Consider the following 16,160-nt stretch of genomic DNA (forward strand, 5'->3'; position numbering starts at 1 on the left):
CTGCCGGGGGTTCGCAGGCCGAGCCCCCGGCAGCGGCGGCGCCGGCTAGCTGGCGGCCGCCGCGTCGCAGCGCTGCGCGGCGAGGGCGCGGGCCAGGTCGTCGCGCGACTCCAGCACCAGGCGGCGCAGCGCGGGGGCCGCGTCCGCATGGGCGGCGAGCCAGGCGTCGGTCGCCGCGACCGTGGACTCGGAGTCCTGGAGCGACGGGTACAGGCCCTTCACCACGTCGATGGCGATCTGGATCGACCGCTCGGCCCAGACCCGCTCGATCACCTCGAAGTAGCGCTCCGCGTACGGCGTCAGCAGGTCCCGCTGCGAGGACTGCTGCATGCCCGCGATCGTCGCCTCCACCAGCGCGTTGGACAGCGCGTCCGACTCGACCACCGCCGCCCACGCCTGGTCCTTGACCGCCTGCGAGGGCCGCGCCGCGAGGCAGCGCACCTGGTGCCGCTTGCCCGACGCCGTGTCGTCCCGCGCCAGTTCGGCGCTGAGCGCGCCCTCGTCGACCACGCCGTGCGCGGCCAGCGGGAGCAGGAAGTCCCAGCGCAGTTCCTGGTCCACCTCCAGCCCCTCGATCCGCGCCGACCCGTCCAGCAGCCCCAGCAGCAGCTGGAAGTCGCCCTCGGTCGCCGCGCTCGCCGCGAAGAAGCGCGCCCAGGTCAGCTGGTGCTCCGACCCCGGCTCGGCCAGCCGCAGCTCGTGCAGCGCGCCCGCCGCCACCTCCCGGCCGCCCTGCTCGCGCCAGTCGCGGGCCGCGTAGTGGGTGACCGACGTCAGGGTCTGCGAGTGGAGCATCTGCAGCACGCCGACGTGCGTCTCCCGGCCCGCGTGCGCCAGGACCAGCGAGACGAAGTCACGCGCCGGCAGCAGGCCGTCGCGCGTCAGGTTCCACAGCGCCGACCAGCACAGCGCCCGGGCCAGGGGGTCCGTCACGCTGCCCAGGTGGGAGCGCAGCGTCGCCAGCGAGCCCTCGTCGAAGCGGATCTTGCAGTAGGTGAGGTCCTCGTCGTTGACCAGGACCAGGTCGGGCCCCTCCAGCCCGGCCAGCTCCGCGACCGCGGTCCGGGCCCCGGCCACGTCCGCCTCGGCCCGCGCGTACCGGACCAGCGAGCCGTCCGCCGTCAGCCGGTACAGGCCCACGGCCACCCGGTGCGGCCGCAGCTCCTCGCCCTCCTGCACCACGGCGAGTTCGTTGATCCGCCCGACCTCGTCGAGCGTCACCACCGGCGTCAGCGCGTTCACTCCCGCGGTCTGCAGCCACGCCCGCGACCACTCGCTCATGTCGCGCCCGGAGACCTCGGCGAGGACCGACAGCAGGTCGTCCAGCGTGGTGTTCCCGTACGCGTTGGCCTTGAAGTAGCGTCGCGCGCCCTCCAGGAACGCCTCCCGCCCCACGTAGGCGACGAGCTGCTTGAGCACGGCCGCGCCCTTGGCGTAGGTGATCCCGTCGAAGTTCAGCTTCGCGGCCTCCAGGTCACGGATGTCGGCCGTGATCGGGTGCGTGGACGGCAGCTGGTCGGCGCGGTAGGCCCACGCCTTGCGGCCGTTCGCGAAGCTGACCCACGCCTGGTCGAAGCGGGTGGCCTCCACCAGACCGAAGGAACCCATGAAGTCGGCGAAGGACTCCTTCAGCCACAGGTCGTCCCACCACTTCATGGTGACCAGGTCGCCGAACCACATGTGCGCCATCTCGTGCAGGATGACGTTCGCGCGCCGCTCGTAGGAGGCCTGCGTGACCTTCCCCCGGAAGATGTACTCCTCCCGGAAGGTCACCATGCCCGGGTTCTCCATCGCGCCCAGGTTGTACTCCGGCACGAAGGCCTGGTCGTACTTCCCGAAGGGGTACGGGTAGTCGAAGATCTCGTGGAAGAGGTCGAAGCCCTGCTTGGTGACGAGGAAGACGTCGTCCGCGTCGAAGTGCTTCGCCAGCCCCTTGCGGCACATCGCGCCCAGCGGGATCGTCAGGTCCCCGCGCGTGTAGGTGTCGGTGACGTAGTGGTACGGACCCGCCACCACGCACGTGATGTACGTCGAGATCGGCGCGGTCTCGGCGAACCGCCACACGCCGCCCTCGCGCGACTCCTCCGCGCCGTTGCTCCACACCTGCCAGCCCTCGGGTGCGGTCACCTCGAAGCGGTAGGGCGCCTTCAGGTCCGGCTGCTCGAAGTTCGCGTACACCCGCCGCGCGTCGGCCGGCTCGTACTGGGTGTAAAGGTAGACCTCGCCGTCCTCCGGGTCGACGAAGCGGTGCATGCCCTCGCCCGTCCGGCTGTAGGCGCAGTTCGCGTCCACCACCAGGACGTTCTCCGCGGCCAGGCCGTCCAGGGCGATCCGCGCCCCGTCGAAGACCGCGGCGACGTCCAGCGCGCGGCCGTTGAGGGTCACGGAGTTCACCGAGGGCGCGATCAGGTCCGCGAAGGTGGCGCCGCCGGCGGCCGCGGCACGGAAGCGGATCGTCGTCACCGAGCGGAAGGTCCGGGGGCCTTCGGCCGGCTCGGCCTCGTCCACCGCGGACCTGAGGTCGAGGACCACCTCGTACCCGTCGACGGACAGCAGTTCGGCCCGCTCGCGGGCCTCGTCGCGGGACAGATTCTCTCCGGGCACGTGCACTCCTTCGTGCGTGATCGCGTTCGTGTGACGAATCCTCGCACGGGGAATGCGGGCGACCCCGTCCTGGTTGGGGACGGAGAACATGACCGACCGAGGAGAGCCATGACCGAGACCCAGGTGCGCGAGAAGACCCCCGTGGACTTCTGGTTCGACCCGCTGTGCCCGTGGGCCTGGATGACGTCCCGCTGGATGCTGGAGGTCGAGAAGGTGCGCGACGTCCGGGTCCGCTGGCACGTCATGAGCCTGGCCGTCCTCAACGAGGACAAGCTCGACCAGCTGTCCGAGGTCTACCGCGAGACCCTGGAGACCAAGGGCTGGGCGTCGGTGCGCGTGGCCGTGGCCGCCCAGCAGAAGTACGGCGAGGAGATCACCGGCGCGCTCTACACCGCGCTCGGCACCCGCATCCACAACGAGGGCCGGGGCGCGACCCGCGAGGTGATCGCGGAGGCGCTGGCCGAGGTCGGCCTGCCGGCCGAGCTGCTCGCGTACGCCGACTCGGACGAGTACGACTGGGCGCTGCGGGCCTCCCACAACGACGGCATCGACCGGGTCGGCCAGGAGGTCGGGACCCCGGTGATCTCGGTGCCCGGCGCCGACGGCGAGGACGTGGCCTTCTTCGGTCCGGTCGTCACCCCGGCCCCGCGCGGCGAGGCCGCCGCCCGGCTGTGGGACGGCACGCTGCTCGTCGCCTCCACGCCCGGCTTCTTCGAGATCAAGCGCACGCGCACCAAGGGCCCCTCCTTCGAGTAGGCCGCACGCCCGTACGGCCCCGCCGGCGCAGACCACAGGACCCCCGCGAGTCATGTCCTCGCGGGGGTCCTGTGCTGTGCACGCCCGCCGGTGAAAGGTGAGAAGACGATCACGAGGCGGACGGGTTCGCGGGGTGCCGGTCAGCCCTTGGCGGGGATGAGCAGCGGGGTGTTCGCCTTGGCGTCGGCGTAGCGCCTGGCCACGTCCTGCCAGTTGACGACGTTCCACATGGCCTCGATGAAGTCCACCTTCTGGTTCTTGTACTGGAGGTAGAAGGCGTGCTCCCAGGCGTCGAAGACCAGGATCGGCACCGAGGCCTGGCCCACGTTGCCCTGGTGGTCGTAGACCTGCTCGACGATCAGGCGGCCGCTGATCGGCTCGTACGCGAGCACGCCCCAGCCGGAGCCCTGCGTCGCCGAGGACGCGAAGGTCAGCTGCTTCTTGAAGGCGGCGAAGGAACCGAAGGACTCGGTGATCGCGGCGGGGAGCTCGCCGAGGCCGTCCTTCTCGTCCGGGACGCCACCGCCCTCGCCCGTCTTGGGGCTGGCCATGTTGTGCCAGTAGATGCTGTGGAGGATGTGGCCGGAGAGGTGGAACGCGAGGTTCTTCTCCAGCCCGTTGAGGGCGCCCCAGTTCTCCTTGTCGCGCGCCTCCGCCAGCTGCTCCAGCGTGGTGTTGGCGCCCGCGACGTAAGCCGCGTGGTGCTTGTCGTGGTGCAGCTCGATGATCTGCGGGTTGATCACCGGCTCCAGCGCCGCGTAGTCGTACGGAAGCTCAGGAAGCGTGTAGATGGCCATGCGTTGCGGTCCCCTCGGCGTGCCAACTGCTTATTGCAATTAATGCGCAACTGCACGCTAGCAGCATCTATTCCGGGCGGGCCCCTCAGGGGGCCGTGTACGCCGAGAAGGAACCGTCAGGCGGTACGGGCGGCGGCTCAGCCCCGACGGGCCCGGAGCTCCCGGACCCCCGCCACCGCGAGGATCACCGCGGCGGCCCCGCTCGACCACAGCAGCTGCGGCCGGGCCGAGTCGTCGAACAGCATCAGGACCAGCACCGCCGCCATGCCGAGCAGCGCCGCCCAGGTCGCGTACGGGAACAGCCACATCGGCAGGGTCAGCCGCTCGGGCATGTCCCGCTCGATCCGGCGGCGCAGCTTCAGCTGCGAGACCGCGATCAGCGCCCACACGAACAGCAGCACCGCGCCGACCGCGTTGAGCATGTAGAGGAAGATCGTGTCCGGCCACAGCAGGTTCAGCACCACCGACACGAAGCCGAAGGCCACCGACGCGAACACCGCGCGCCGCGGCACCCCGCCGCCCGAGACCTTCAGCAGCGCCTTCGGCGCCTCACCGCGCTCGGCGAGCGAGAACACGATGCGCGAGGACCCGTACAGATTCGCGTTGAGCGCCGACAGCAGGGCCACGAAGACGACGATCTGCATGATCGTCCCGGCCTTCGGGATGCCGATGGAGTCCAGGACCGCCACGTACGGGCTCTGGCCCGGCTTCAGCGAGTCCCACGGCAGCAGGGTCACGATGACCAGCATGGAGCCGACGTAGAAGAAGAGGATGCGCCACACGGCGCTGCGCACCGCGCGGGCCACGGACCGCGCCGGGTCGTCCGACTCGGCGGCGGCGATGGTGACGACCTCCAGGCCGCCGAAGGCGAAGACGACGGCGAGCATGCCGGCGACCACGCCGCCGGCGCCGGCGGGGAAGAAACCGCCCTGGCCGGTGAGGTGGGTGAGCCCCGCGGGCTCGGTGTCCGGGAGCAGGCCGAAGATCGCCAGGGTGCCGAGGATCAGGAACAGCACGATGGCGCCGACCTTCAGCGCCGCGAACCAGAACTCGAACTCGCCGAAGTTGCGCACCGCGGCCAGGTTGGTCACGGTGAAGACCACCATGAAGATCAGCACCCAGACCCACTGGTCGACGGCGGGCACCCAGGTGTTCGCGATGTCCGCGGCGCCGGTGGCCTCCACCGCCAGCACCACGACCAGCAGGAACCAGTAGAGCCAGCCCGCCGAGAAGCCGGCCCAGCGCCCCAGGGCCTTCTCCGCGTAGACCGAGAAGGAGCCCGACGCGGGCATCGCGGCCGACATCTCGCCCAGCGCCCGCATCACCAGCATCGCGAGGACGCCCGCGAGCAGGTAGGAGCAGATGATCGCGGGACCGGCGACGCCGATGCCGGCCCCGGAGCCGACGAAGAGCCCGGCTCCGATCACGCCGCCGAGACCCAGCATGGTCAGGTGGCGCTGCTTGAGGCTGTGGCTGAGGGGTTCCGGGGGCAGTTCGCCCGACGTGGGAGGTGCTTCTTCTTGCAGGCGCTCACGCATGAAGGGATCGCTCGTACTCTCGTTCGGCCCGGCGGCGGTGGGGGCTCCGCATCAGGATTTGGCGGGACCCCACAGTCTCACCGGGCGGCGGCCGTCCGCGCAAAACGGACGTGTGGTCAGATCTTCCTCGTGACGAGGATCACGCCGACTCGGCGGGGGAGCGGGAGATTTGTCAAATCCCCACCAAGCCGGGGAGCCGGGCTTTGTCCCCGGCAGCGGGGGGAGGGTGGCCGGCCGCGCACTAACGTCGGTGATCGTCCTGCCCCCACCACCCCACGGAGCCCCCGATGAGCACTGCTTCCGTCACCCTGCGGCCCGGCACCGTTCTCGCCGACCTGCTGCCCGCGAGCCGCGTCCGCGACATCGCGCTCGTCGTCGGCGGAGCCGCCCTCACCGGGCTCGCCGCCCAGCTCTCCGTCCACGTGGACGGCCTGGCCGCGCCGATCACCGGCCAGACCTTCGCCGCGCTGCTCGTCGGCACCGCGCTCGGCGCCGGCCGCGGCTTCCTCTCCCTCGCCCTCTACACCCTGGTCGGCATGGCCGGCGTGCCGTGGTTCGCGGGCGGCACCTCCGGCGCGGGCGGCGCGACCTTCGGGTACGTGCTCGGCATGCTGCTGGCCTCCACCCTCGTCGGCGCGCTCGCGCGGCGCGGCGCCGACCGGTCGGTCCTGCGCACGGCCGGTGCGATGGTGCTGGGCTCCGCCGTGGTCTACGCGGTGGGCGTCCCGTACCTGATGGCCGCCACCGGGATGCCCCTGGGGCTCGCCGTCGCGAAGGGCCTGACCCCGTTCCTGATCGGCGACGCCCTCAAGGCCGCACTGGCCATGGGCCTGCTGCCGGCGGCCTGGAAGCTGGTCGGCCGCCGCGGCTGAGCCCCCTTCGGCCGAGCGGCCCCCGGGCAGGTGTCCCGGGCCGAGCGGTCCCCCACGCGCCGGAGCCCGGCCCGCCTGTGACGGCGGGCCGGGCTCTGTCGTGCGTACGTACGCGACCAGGGGGTGTCAGCCCTGGAGCGCGGCCCGCTTGCGGCGGAAGTCCAGCACCACACCGACGGCCACGACCAGGCCGGCGACCAGGGTGGACAGCGTGACGACCTCGCGGTTGGCGTCGTCCACGAACATGTAGCCGATCACGAACATGATCAGTGCGGCGGTGGCCCAGGTCAGCCACGGGAAGAGCCACATCTTCACGGTCAGCTTCTCCGGGGCCTCGCGGACCAGGATCCCGCGCATCCGCAGCTGGGTGAAGCAGATCACCAGCCAGACGAACAGCGCGATGGCGCCCGAGGAGTTCAGGAGGAAGGTGAAGACCGTGTCCTTGAAGGCGTAGTTGAAGTAGACGGCGACGAAGCCGAAGACCGTCGAGCCCAGGATCGCGGCGACCGGCACACCGCGGGAGTTGACCTTGGCGAACGCCTTCGGGGCGTCACCGCGCTCGCCGAGCGAGAAGGCCATGCGCGAGGCGGTGTAGAGGCCCGAGTTCAGGCAGGACAGCACGGCGGTCAGGACGATGACCTCCATGATGGTGCCGGCGTGCGCGATGCCGATCGAGTCCAGGGCGGCGACGTACGAGCCCTTCTCGGTGATCGACTTGTCGTTCCACGGGAGCAGGGTCAGCACGATGAAGATCGAGCCCAGGTAGAAGACGCCGATCCGCCAGATGACGGAGTTGGTGGCCTGGGTGACCGCCTTGCGGGGGTTCTCCGACTCACCGGCGGCCAGCGTGACGATCTCGCTGCCCATGAAGGAGAAGACGACCATCAGCACACCGGTCAGCACGGCGCCGTAGCCGTTGGGGAAGAAGCCGCCCGCGTCGGTCAGGTGCGCGAAGCCCGCGCCCGGGTTGTCGGAGCCCGGCAGCAGGCCGAAGACGGCGAGCATGCCGACGATCACGAACGCGCCGATGGCGACGACCTTGATGCCCGCGAACCAGAACTCGAACTCACCGTAGGAGGCGACCGAGCCGAGGTTGGTGGCGGTCAGCACCGCCATCACGATCAGCGCCCAGGCCCACTGCGGGACGGCCGGGATCCAGCCCTCCAGGATGGAGGCACCGGCGGTGGCCTCCACCGCGAGCACGACGACCCAGAAGAACCAGTACAGCCAGCCGATGGAGAAGCCGGCCCAGCGGCCGAGCGCCCGGTCGGCGTAAGCGGAGAAGGAACCGGAGTTCGGGCTGGCGGCGGCCATCTCGCCCAGCATCCGCATCACGAAGACCACCATCGCGCCGACCAGCGCGTAGGAGATCAGGATGGCGGGACCGGCCTTGGCGATACCGCCGCCGGAGCCGACGAAGAGGCCGGCGCCGATGACACCGCCGATGGCGATCATGGACAGGTGGCGGTTCTTGAGACCGGCCTTCAGACCGTCGGAGGGCTGACCTTCACCGTTGTTTCCGGTGGGGCCGCCTTCCTTCTGGAGGGTCGTCGTGGAGCTCATGGACGGATCCTTAGGTTCTCGGGTTGCGAGCCCCGGCATTCAAACCTGAGATGAACGCAGTACGGAAGACCTCAATCCGGATCGTTGCGCTGGGACGAACCTCCAGGACAACGGCCCCGCCCTGTCCCATCTGCGCTCTTTGGGTTTACTTGAGCTTTAGAAGTGACTTACGCGACACCCACCGGCGTCCGTGCGGGGGCCACGTGCCACACTCGTCCCATGCGCGTGTACCTCGGATCCGACCATGCCGGTTATGAGCTCAAGAACCACCTGGTGGACTGGCTCAAGAACAACGGCCACGAGCCCGTCGACTGTGGGCCCCACATCTACGACGCCGTGGACGACTACCCGCCGTTCTGCCTCCGCGCCGCGGAGAAGACCGCCGCGGACGCGGACAGCCTCGGCATCGTGATCGGCGGCTCCGGCAACGGCGAGCAGATCGCCGCCAACAAGGTCAAGGGCATCCGCGCCATCCTCGCGTGGAGCGTCCAGACCGCCGAGCTCGGCCGCGAGCACAACAACGCCAACGTCATCTCCGTCGGCGGCCGCATGCACACCCAGGAAGAGGTCGTCAGCTTCGTCGACGCCTTCCTGAAGACCCCGTACTCCGACGAGGAGCGGCACACCCGCCGCATCGACATGCTCTCCGCCTACGAGCAGACCGGCGAGCTCCCCCCGATCCCGGCCCACCACCCGCAGGGCTGACCCCACGTCCGGCCGTGCCGCTCCCGCCCGGGGGTGGCACGGCCGTTGTCATTCCTTTGAGCTTCGAGGAGCTTCGCCGTGCCCGAGGGGCATACGATCCACCGCCTCGCCCAGGACCACACCGAGCGGTTCGCCGCACGCCCGGTCCGGGTCAGCAGCCCGCAGGGCCGGTTCGCCGAGAGCGCCGCCCTGCTCGACGGCCGTGAGCTGGAAAGCGCCGAGGCGCACGGCAAGCACCTCTTCCTGGAGCTCGGCGACGCCTGGATCCACATCCACCTCGGCCTCTTCGGCAAGCTCGGCTTCGGACCGGCCCCGGCGCCGCCCGCCACGGACACCGTCCGGCTGCGCCTGCTGAACGAGGAGCACTACGCCGATCTGCGCGGCCCCACCGCCTGCGCCCTCGTCACGGAGGGCGAGAAGAAGGCGATACACGACCGCCTCGGACCCGACCCGCTGCGCCCCGCCGACGACCCCGGCCGCGCCTGGGCCCGCATCTCCCGCTCCCGCACCACCGTCGCCGCCCTGCTGATGGACCAGAAGGTCGTCGCGGGCGTCGGCAACGTCTACCGCGCCGAGGTCCTCTTCCGGCACGGCATCGACCCCTACCGCGCGGGCAAGGACCTCTCCCGCGCCGAGTGGGACGCCCTGTGGGCGGACCTGGCCGCGCTGATGCGCGAGGGCGTTCGCCACAACCGCATCGACACCGTCCGCGACGAGCACCTCCCGGAGGCGATGGGCCGCCCGCCGCGGGTGGACGACCACGGCGGCGAGGTGTACGTCTACCGCCGGGCGAACATGCCCTGCCACGTCTGCGGCAGCGAGATCCGCACCGCCGCCCTCGCCGCCCGCAACCTCTTCTGGTGCCCGACCTGCCAGTCCCGTTAGCCGGTCCCGTGAGCCGGTCCCGTGAGGGAGGCCCGTCAGCCAGTCCCGTTGGCGCGGAGCGCTAGAAGCCGTGCGGCAGCCACGGGGCGACGTCCCCCGCGAAGGCGCGGGACGCCTCCGACAGGGAGCCCGCGCGCAGCTCGCGTACGAGACCGGCCGCCGCCAGCGAGGTGAGGGTGATCCCGCCCAGGTACGCCGAGCCGAGCTCCCGGACCGACAGCGACAGGTCCGCCGGCTCCGCGCTGCGGGTGCAGGAGGCGGCGCCCTCGGCGTCCGCGACCAGCCGCCAGCGCCCCTCGTTCCACGGGCAGAACGCGTCCTCGACCTCCAGCACCACGTCCACCGGCGCCCCGTACGTGCGCGCCTCCAGCGCCGCGGCCACGTCCACCACCCTCAGGTGCAGCGCGTCCCGCGTGCGCGCCCCCGACCGCCGGACGTCGCTGACCAGGTGCAGCACCGGGTCGTCCACCGGCCGCCGGGGCGCCCGCACCGTCCAGGTCTATCCCGAAGAGGTAGCGCCACAGCGCCGCGTACGCCGCCGGGTCCAGCGCGTCCACGTCGCCCACCTCGACCTTGCCGTCCGCACCGGCCGCGTCCCGGTCGGCCCTGACCCGGTAGCGGGCGTACCCGGCCACCTCGCCGTCCGCCCGCTCGGCGACCACACACTGCAGCGGCGAGGCGCCGTCGCGCCCCTCGGGCGGATCCAGCAGCGCCTGCCGCTCCCAGCCGGGCCGGCGGGCCGGCATACCCGGCCGGGTGGGGACCAGCGCCGCGTAGACGCGCTCGCAGTCGGCCAGCGCCTCCTGCGGGTCGACGAGGCGCAGCCGCACGTCGTCCGTCCCCGGCGGGACGGACAGCCGTACGCGGGTCGTGTCGACGTCCACGGACAGGGCGTAGGTCGCGGTGCCGTAGCCGAAGCGCCCGTAGATGGCCGGATCCGACGCCGTCAGCACGGCGAGCGGTTCACCACCCGCCTGGATGTCGTCCAGCTGGCGCCGCATCAGGGAGGTGAGCACCCCGCGCCGGCGGTGGGTGGGGGCCACACCCACCATCGTGACGCCGGCCGCCGGGACGAGGGTCCCGCCGGGCACCGAGAGGCGGAAGGTGAAGGCGCCGGCCGAGCCGACGCAGGTGGAGCCGTCCCAGACACCGAGGGAACGTTCCGCTTCCGTCACCGCCCTGGAGAATTCCCGCTCTTCGGAGGGCTCGGGCACGCCACCGAACGCCAGTTCCAGGTTGTCGTACCAGACATCCCACTCATCACCCTGCAATACGCGCGTCTCAAGAGCCATACGGCCATCCCTATCAGGGCATTCCGGCCCAGTCGACGCGTTTTCGGACGGCCGGAGGTCCCCGGGTGCAGGGGTACCGCTGCGCATCCGCAGTCAGGATGGATAGGGTCCCGAAACAATGGCCGGAGCACGCGTGGAGACCCTGACGGCCCGGATGCGCATGCTGTCGCACCGGGCCCGCACCACCCTGCGCAAATCCGCCGTCGACTACTTCCGCGGCGACGGCTCCGACTGGCTGGCCTTCGGCGGGCTCCTGCTCACCATTCCCGCGATCGCCTGCGGCACGCTCATGTTGCCCGTCTGGTTCTCGTCCTCCGCGCTCGTCCTGCCCATCGTGGCCGGGGGACTGCTGCTGCGCCCCGCCAGCCTGCTCGCCCTGTACGCGGCCTCCGCGACCGCGCTGATCGTCGAGGCCCTGGTCCTGGGCCCCTATACCCAGGGCCCCGCGCGCGTCACCCCCGGCACCGTCCTGGTGGTCGCGGCCTGCGGGTTCTTCGGGCTGGTCATCGCGCAGTTCCGCAGCCGCGTGGGCGTGCCCTGGCGGCGCGGCGGCACCATGCTCTTCGACCTGCGCGAACGCATCCGCGTGCAGAGCAAACTGCCTCCCCTGCCGCGCGGCTGGCACCGCGAGATGGCCCTGCGGCCCGCCGGCGGCCAGTCCTTCTCCGGCGACTTCGTGGTCGCGGCCCGCACCAACGGCGGCCGCACCCTGGAGATCGTCCTGACCGACGTCTCCGGCAAGGGCATGGAGGCCGGCTCCCGCGCCCTGCTCCTCTCGGGCGCCTTCGGCGGCCTCCTCGGCGCCCTGCCCCCGCACGGCTTCCTGCCCGCCGCCAACCGCTACCTGCTGCGCCAGGACTGGGAGGAGGGCTTCGCCACCTCCATCCACCTCGTCCTGGACCTGGAGACCGGCGACTACGAACTCCTTTCGGCCGGCCACCTCCCGGCGCTCCAGCTCTCCGCGGGCACCGGCCGCTGGGAGGAGAAGACCGGCGAGGGCCCGCTGCTCGGCGTCTACGACGGCGCCGACTTCACCCCCGCCCGCGGGAACCTGCGGCGCGGCGACGTCCTCATGCTCTTCACCGACGGCCTCGTCGAGACCGCCGACCGCGACATCAGCGAGGGCATCGACCGCCTCACCGGCGAAGCCGACCGCTACGTCGCCTCCGGCTGGGACGGCGCGACCTGGCACCTGATCGAGAAGGTCGCCAAGGACGTCAACGACGACCGCGCGCTCCTGCTGATCCGCCGCGCGCCCTGACGGAGGCGCAGGAGCCCTCACGCGCCACGCGGTCCTGCCTCGCACGGGGCGGGCCACTCCTCCCGGATTGGCCCGCCCGGCCGGCCCCGGCGGGCCCTACCGTGCCCCCATGGACCGCACGCTCGCCGACGACCTCGCCCGGCTCCCCGACCTGCTCGACGCCACCCGCCGCGCCGCCGCCGACGCGCTCGGCACGCTGGACGCGCGTCCCGTCGTACCGCCCGGCCCGCCCGCCGGGACCTCGTACGCCCCCGAACCCCTCCCGGAGCACGGCGTCGGAGCGGACGCCGCCCTCGCCGCCTTCCGCGAGCGCTGGGAGCCGAGGCTGTCGGCCTCCGCGGGCCCGCGCTACCTCGGCTTCGTCACCGGTGGCGCCACCCCCGCGGCCCTCGCCGGGGACTGGCTCACCGCCGCCCACGACCAGAACTCGAACTCCTCGCTGGACGGCGCCGGCCAGGACCTCGAACGCGAGACCGTCGGCTGGCTCCGGGACCTCCTGCGCCTCGGGCCGCAGCACACCGGCGCCTTCGTCAGCGGCGCCACCATGTCCAACACCACCGGCCTCGCCGTCGCCCGCGAATGGCTCGGCGAACGCCTCGGCGTCTCACCCGCCGACGACGGCGCCGGCGCCCTCGGCCCCGTCCGCGTGCTGTCCGGCGCCCCGCACTCCTCCATCGCCAAGGCCCTCTCCGTCCTGGGCATGGGCCGCAACTCCCTCGTCCCCGTCCCCACCCTCCCCGGCCGCGAGGCCGTCGACCCCGCCGCCCTCGACCGGGCCCTCGCCGCCACCCCCGGCCCGGCCGTGGTCGTCGCCAACGCCGGCACCGTCAACACCGCCGACTTCGACGACCTGCGGGCCGTCGCCGCCCTCAAGGAGCGCCACGACTTCTGGCTGCACACCGACGCGGCCTTCGGCGCCTTCGCCGCCCTCTCCCCGGACCACGCCCACCTCGTCGACGGCCTCGACGCCGCCGACTCCCTCTGCGTCGACCTCCACAAATGGCTCAACGTCCCCTACGACAGCGCCGTCCAGTTCACCCGCCGCGGTGACCTGCAGGCCCGCGTCTTCCAGAACGCGGCCGCCTACCTCGGCCCCCTCGGCGACCACCCCGACCTCGTCCACCTCACCCCGGAGAACTCCCACCGCCTGCGCGCCCTCGCCGCCTGGTTCACGCTGCGCGCGTACGGCCGCCAGGGCCACCGGGAGATCGTCGAGCGCGACATCGCCTGCGCCCGCGCCCTCGGCGAGCAGCTCTCCGAGGACCCCGCCCTGCGCCTGCTCGCCCCGGTCCGCCTCAACGTGGTGTGCTTCACCCTCACCGAGGCCCCCACCCCGGACCGCCTGAGCGCCCTGCGCGAGGCCGCGGCCGCCGACGTCTTCGTCACCCCGACCCGCTACGGGGGAATCCCCGCCCTGCGCGCCGCGTTCGCCAACTGGCGCACCACACCGGCGGACGTGCGCCGGGCCGCCCAGGCCCTGCGCAGAGCAGCGAAGGAGATCGCATGACGGACCGGCCCCTGACACTCGCGGAAGTCGAGGCCCTGGCGCGCAGCGCGCACGAGGGCCAGACGGACAAGGCCGGCCGGCCGTACGCCGAGCACCTCGCGGCCGTGGCCGAGGGCGTCCGCGTGCGCGGCGGCACCCCCGAACAGCAGGCCGCGGCCTGGCTCCACGACGCGATCGAGGACGGGGCCCTCAGCCGCGCGTGGCTGGACGCGGCGGCCCTCCCGCAGCCGGTCAAGGACATGGTCCTCGCGGTCACCAAGCGCCCCGGCGAGCCGGTCGAGCAGTACGCGGCCCGCATCCTCGCCACCCCCGGCGCCCTGCTCGTCAAGGAGGCCGACCTCGCGCACAACGCCGACCCCGTACGCCTGCGCGTACTGGACGACCCCACGCGCGAACGGCTGACGGCGAAGTACGCGTACGTCCGCTCCCTCCTGGGGCTCACCGCCCCGTGACCCGCCCGTCACGTCCGAAATGTTCCCGATGCGCGGGGCGTTGGCGGAAACCGAACCCGGACTCTTCGTCACGGGGCGGATAGGCGGGGCAGGTTGGTGGGAGGATGGTGCATGTGGGGGTGTGCGCGGCCGTGCGCCCCGGGCCGACCAGGGGACGACCGAAGGTGTGATCAGAAGTGGCCATTTCGCTGTCAGTGGTGGTTCTGTTGGCGGTCATCCTGGTGGTGCTGATCCGCGGCAACCACATCAAGACGGGCCCGGCCATCGTCGCGGCCCTCTTCGGCTTCTTCCTGGCGTCGAGCTCGATCGCGGACGACGTGAACCGCTTCCTGAACTCCCTCGCGACGATGATCTCCAACATCAAACTCTGACCGCCCCGCCCCGGCCAGCCGGGAACGACGAAGGCCCAGGCGGAGAAGACATCCTCCTACCTGGTGCTGGACCGCCCACCGCCACAGGGCGCGGCAAGTCCGCTCGCCGTCGCCTTCCCTGGGACGCTAGCCATTGCAGTCCCGTGCCCTCAGAATCTGGCTGCGCTGGCGGCGCCCAGCAGGGCACCGCCAGCGCATTCTCATCCGGCCTTCACTCTCCTATTGCTCAACCTCTTTTTGGTAAGACGGATAAGGCATGGGAGAGGAACGCCGGCCGACGTGAGGCCAAGAAAGTGCGGTTACCTTGCGCCTTCCCGGGTCGGGTTGCCGCGGAGGATCTTCACCTTACTGAGAGCGAGGGCATAGGTTCCCCCAAGGAGGAATGTCGCCAGATATTGCGCCCAGGTGATGTTGTCGAGTGCCCTGTTCGCTACGATGAGCACTCCGGCCCAGAGAAGGGTAAACACTATCTTGGCCATCTGAATTCCTACCTTAGGCGAGAGCTGCGAGGCAGCCGGTGGCGCCGGCGACGACGGTCTTGCTCACTATGTCCCTGGCCACGTCCTTGCTGATGAACCGGCTGACGACCAGAGCGCCAGCTCCGCCGATCCCGCCCTTGATCAGGCAGTCCTTCACCATCTGATTCATCTTGGTGTGGGTCATCAGGTACTCGCAGTTGCTCTTGTTCTTGTACATGATGCACATCGAACGCGCCTCTTCGAGCGGATTCACCTGAGCAGACTCAACTACGGGCTGCGGACCCGAATCGGTTGGCCACGCCAGCGCCACTGGCCAGAATCACGCTTGCCATGATGGCAGCGGACAGAGCGCCCGAAACAAGGCTCTTCATTATCGATCTTCCCCGATTCAACTGTTTATTCAGAGCGGCACTGGTCAGGTGCCGCGTCTTCTTGATCACGTGTGAAGCTACTCGCCGGTCAATTTGTTCGGAACCCTAGTTGAGCAAACCTTGAGCTTGGTTGGCGATGTATTTCGGCACCGTCGGAAGATTGGATAGTTTCAGTCACCTCGGGGCCCGTATTTAGCCACCGGTAAATCGTGCAACTCTAAAGCAATGGGCCCAGCAGAAGCACTGACTGCGCCTCAATCCGCCTTAGATCGCGTACGCGCCCTCGCCGTTGGAGACCTCCGGTCGAGGACCCCGTACTACGACACGCGGCCATGCGGTGCACTGGTCTGCGCAGTCACGAGGCGTGCAGTGAGGCGGGGATCAAGGGGCTGCACTTCCGTGACCTTTGGCATACGGGCAACACGCTGGCCGCTTCCACGGGTGCCAGCACGCGGGAGTTGATGACGCGGATGGGCCACAGCACCGCCCGCGCGGCGCTGATCTACCAGCACGCGAGCGCCGATCGGGACCGGCTGATCGCCGACACTCTGAGCGGGCTCGCGAAGAAGGGGCGAAAGGCGGCCGCCAAGGGCACGAAGGAAGATCCACCGCGCAAGAGGCACGCAGGGGGCACGCGGAGCGGGTCGCGGCCCCGGGAACGACGAAGGGCCAGGCGGAGGAAGCGTCCTCTGACCTGGCCCTTTGTG

At 71.0% G+C, this 16,160-nt stretch carries 13 protein-coding genes and 1 pseudogene; 8 read left to right on the forward strand and 6 right to left on the reverse strand.

The features are described from left to right. Positions 1-45: 45 nt before the first annotated feature. Entirely contained in the window at positions 46-2,604 is a 2,559-nt protein-coding gene (gene pepN, locus ACF059_RS16555) for an aminopeptidase N (protein WP_392057314.1), read from the reverse strand. 108 nt (positions 2,605-2,712) lie between these two features. Between pepN and ACF059_RS16560 the strand changes: the two genes are divergently transcribed. Then, complete coding sequence (locus tag ACF059_RS16560) at positions 2,713-3,360, forward strand: DsbA family protein (RefSeq protein WP_360892807.1); 648 nt, start codon at positions 2,713-2,715, stop codon at positions 3,358-3,360. Positions 3,361-3,500: 140 nt separating this feature from the next. On the opposite strand, the gene ACF059_RS16565 is transcribed toward ACF059_RS16560, so the two are convergent. Both ACF059_RS16565 and ACF059_RS16570 read right to left on the reverse strand, forming a co-directional pair. Further along, on the reverse strand, positions 3,501-4,157 hold the full coding sequence (locus tag ACF059_RS16565) for a superoxide dismutase (protein ID WP_392057319.1): 657 nt from the start codon (positions 4,155-4,157) through the stop codon (positions 3,501-3,503). 137 nt (positions 4,158-4,294) lie between these two features. Beyond that, the gene (locus ACF059_RS16570) at positions 4,295-5,695 is read right to left on the reverse strand and encodes an amino acid permease (RefSeq protein ID WP_392057322.1); all 1,401 of its coding nucleotides are present in this window, start codon (positions 5,693-5,695) and stop codon (positions 4,295-4,297) included. Positions 5,696-5,982: 287 nt separating this feature from the next. Here ACF059_RS16570 and ACF059_RS16575 point away from each other — a divergent pair, with 287 nt between their 5' ends. Next, positions 5,983-6,567: a biotin transporter BioY gene (locus ACF059_RS16575; RefSeq protein ID WP_361952967.1), complete on the forward strand. Its 585-nt coding sequence runs from the start codon at positions 5,983-5,985 to the stop codon at positions 6,565-6,567. Positions 6,568-6,693: 126 nt separating this feature from the next. On the opposite strand, the gene ACF059_RS16580 is transcribed toward ACF059_RS16575, so the two are convergent. Beyond that, entirely contained in the window at positions 6,694-8,130 is a 1,437-nt protein-coding gene (locus tag ACF059_RS16580; protein ID WP_392057325.1) for an amino acid permease, read from the reverse strand. Between the two features lie 219 nt (positions 8,131-8,349). On the opposite strand from ACF059_RS16580, the gene ACF059_RS16585 reads away from it, so the two are divergent. Then, the gene (locus ACF059_RS16585; protein ID WP_360892821.1) at positions 8,350-8,835 is read left to right on the forward strand and encodes a ribose-5-phosphate isomerase; all 486 of its coding nucleotides are present in this window, start codon (positions 8,350-8,352) and stop codon (positions 8,833-8,835) included. A gap of 78 nt (positions 8,836-8,913) precedes the next feature. Continuing rightward, the gene (locus tag ACF059_RS16590) at positions 8,914-9,720 is read left to right on the forward strand and encodes an Fpg/Nei family DNA glycosylase (RefSeq protein ID WP_392057328.1); all 807 of its coding nucleotides are present in this window, start codon (positions 8,914-8,916) and stop codon (positions 9,718-9,720) included. A 61-nt stretch (positions 9,721-9,781) separates the two neighbouring features. Here ACF059_RS16590 and ACF059_RS16595 read toward each other — a convergent pair. Then, a pseudogene (locus ACF059_RS16595) lies at positions 9,782-11,012 on the reverse strand (GNAT family N-acetyltransferase). A 118-nt stretch (positions 11,013-11,130) separates the two neighbouring features. Between ACF059_RS16595 and ACF059_RS16600 the strand changes: the two are divergent. The 4 genes from ACF059_RS16600 (at position 11,131) to ACF059_RS16615 (ending at position 14,603) form a co-directional block, all read left to right on the forward strand. Next, positions 11,131-12,273 carry a PP2C family protein-serine/threonine phosphatase gene (locus ACF059_RS16600; RefSeq protein ID WP_392057330.1) on the forward strand — a complete coding sequence of 381 codons (1,143 nt, stop codon included), beginning with the start codon at positions 11,131-11,133 and terminating at the stop codon, positions 12,271-12,273. A gap of 109 nt (positions 12,274-12,382) precedes the next feature. Next, positions 12,383-13,780 (forward strand): pyridoxal phosphate-dependent decarboxylase family protein, encoded by a 1,398-nt coding sequence (locus ACF059_RS16605; protein ID WP_392057333.1) that lies wholly within the window; start codon positions 12,383-12,385, stop codon positions 13,778-13,780. Next, positions 13,777-14,232, forward strand: a complete 456-nt coding sequence (locus tag ACF059_RS16610; RefSeq protein WP_392057336.1) for an HD domain-containing protein — start codon at positions 13,777-13,779, stop codon at positions 14,230-14,232. The genes ACF059_RS16605 and ACF059_RS16610 overlap by 4 nt, the downstream gene beginning before the upstream one ends. A 176-nt stretch (positions 14,233-14,408) precedes the next feature. Next, entirely contained in the window at positions 14,409-14,603 is a 195-nt protein-coding gene (locus tag ACF059_RS16615; RefSeq protein WP_030710827.1) for a membrane protein, read from the forward strand. Positions 14,604-15,095: 492 nt separating this feature from the next. Here ACF059_RS16615 and ACF059_RS16620 read toward each other — a convergent pair whose 3' ends face one another. Beyond that, positions 15,096-15,299, reverse strand: coding sequence for a hypothetical protein (locus ACF059_RS16620; protein ID WP_392057339.1), 204 nt, complete (start codon positions 15,297-15,299; stop codon positions 15,096-15,098). Between the last annotated feature and the right edge of the window lie 861 nt (positions 15,300-16,160).

The sequence above is a fragment of the Streptomyces sp. NPDC016562 genome (genome assembly GCF_043076955.1).
Classification (GTDB): domain Bacteria; phylum Actinomycetota; class Actinomycetes; order Streptomycetales; family Streptomycetaceae; genus Streptomyces.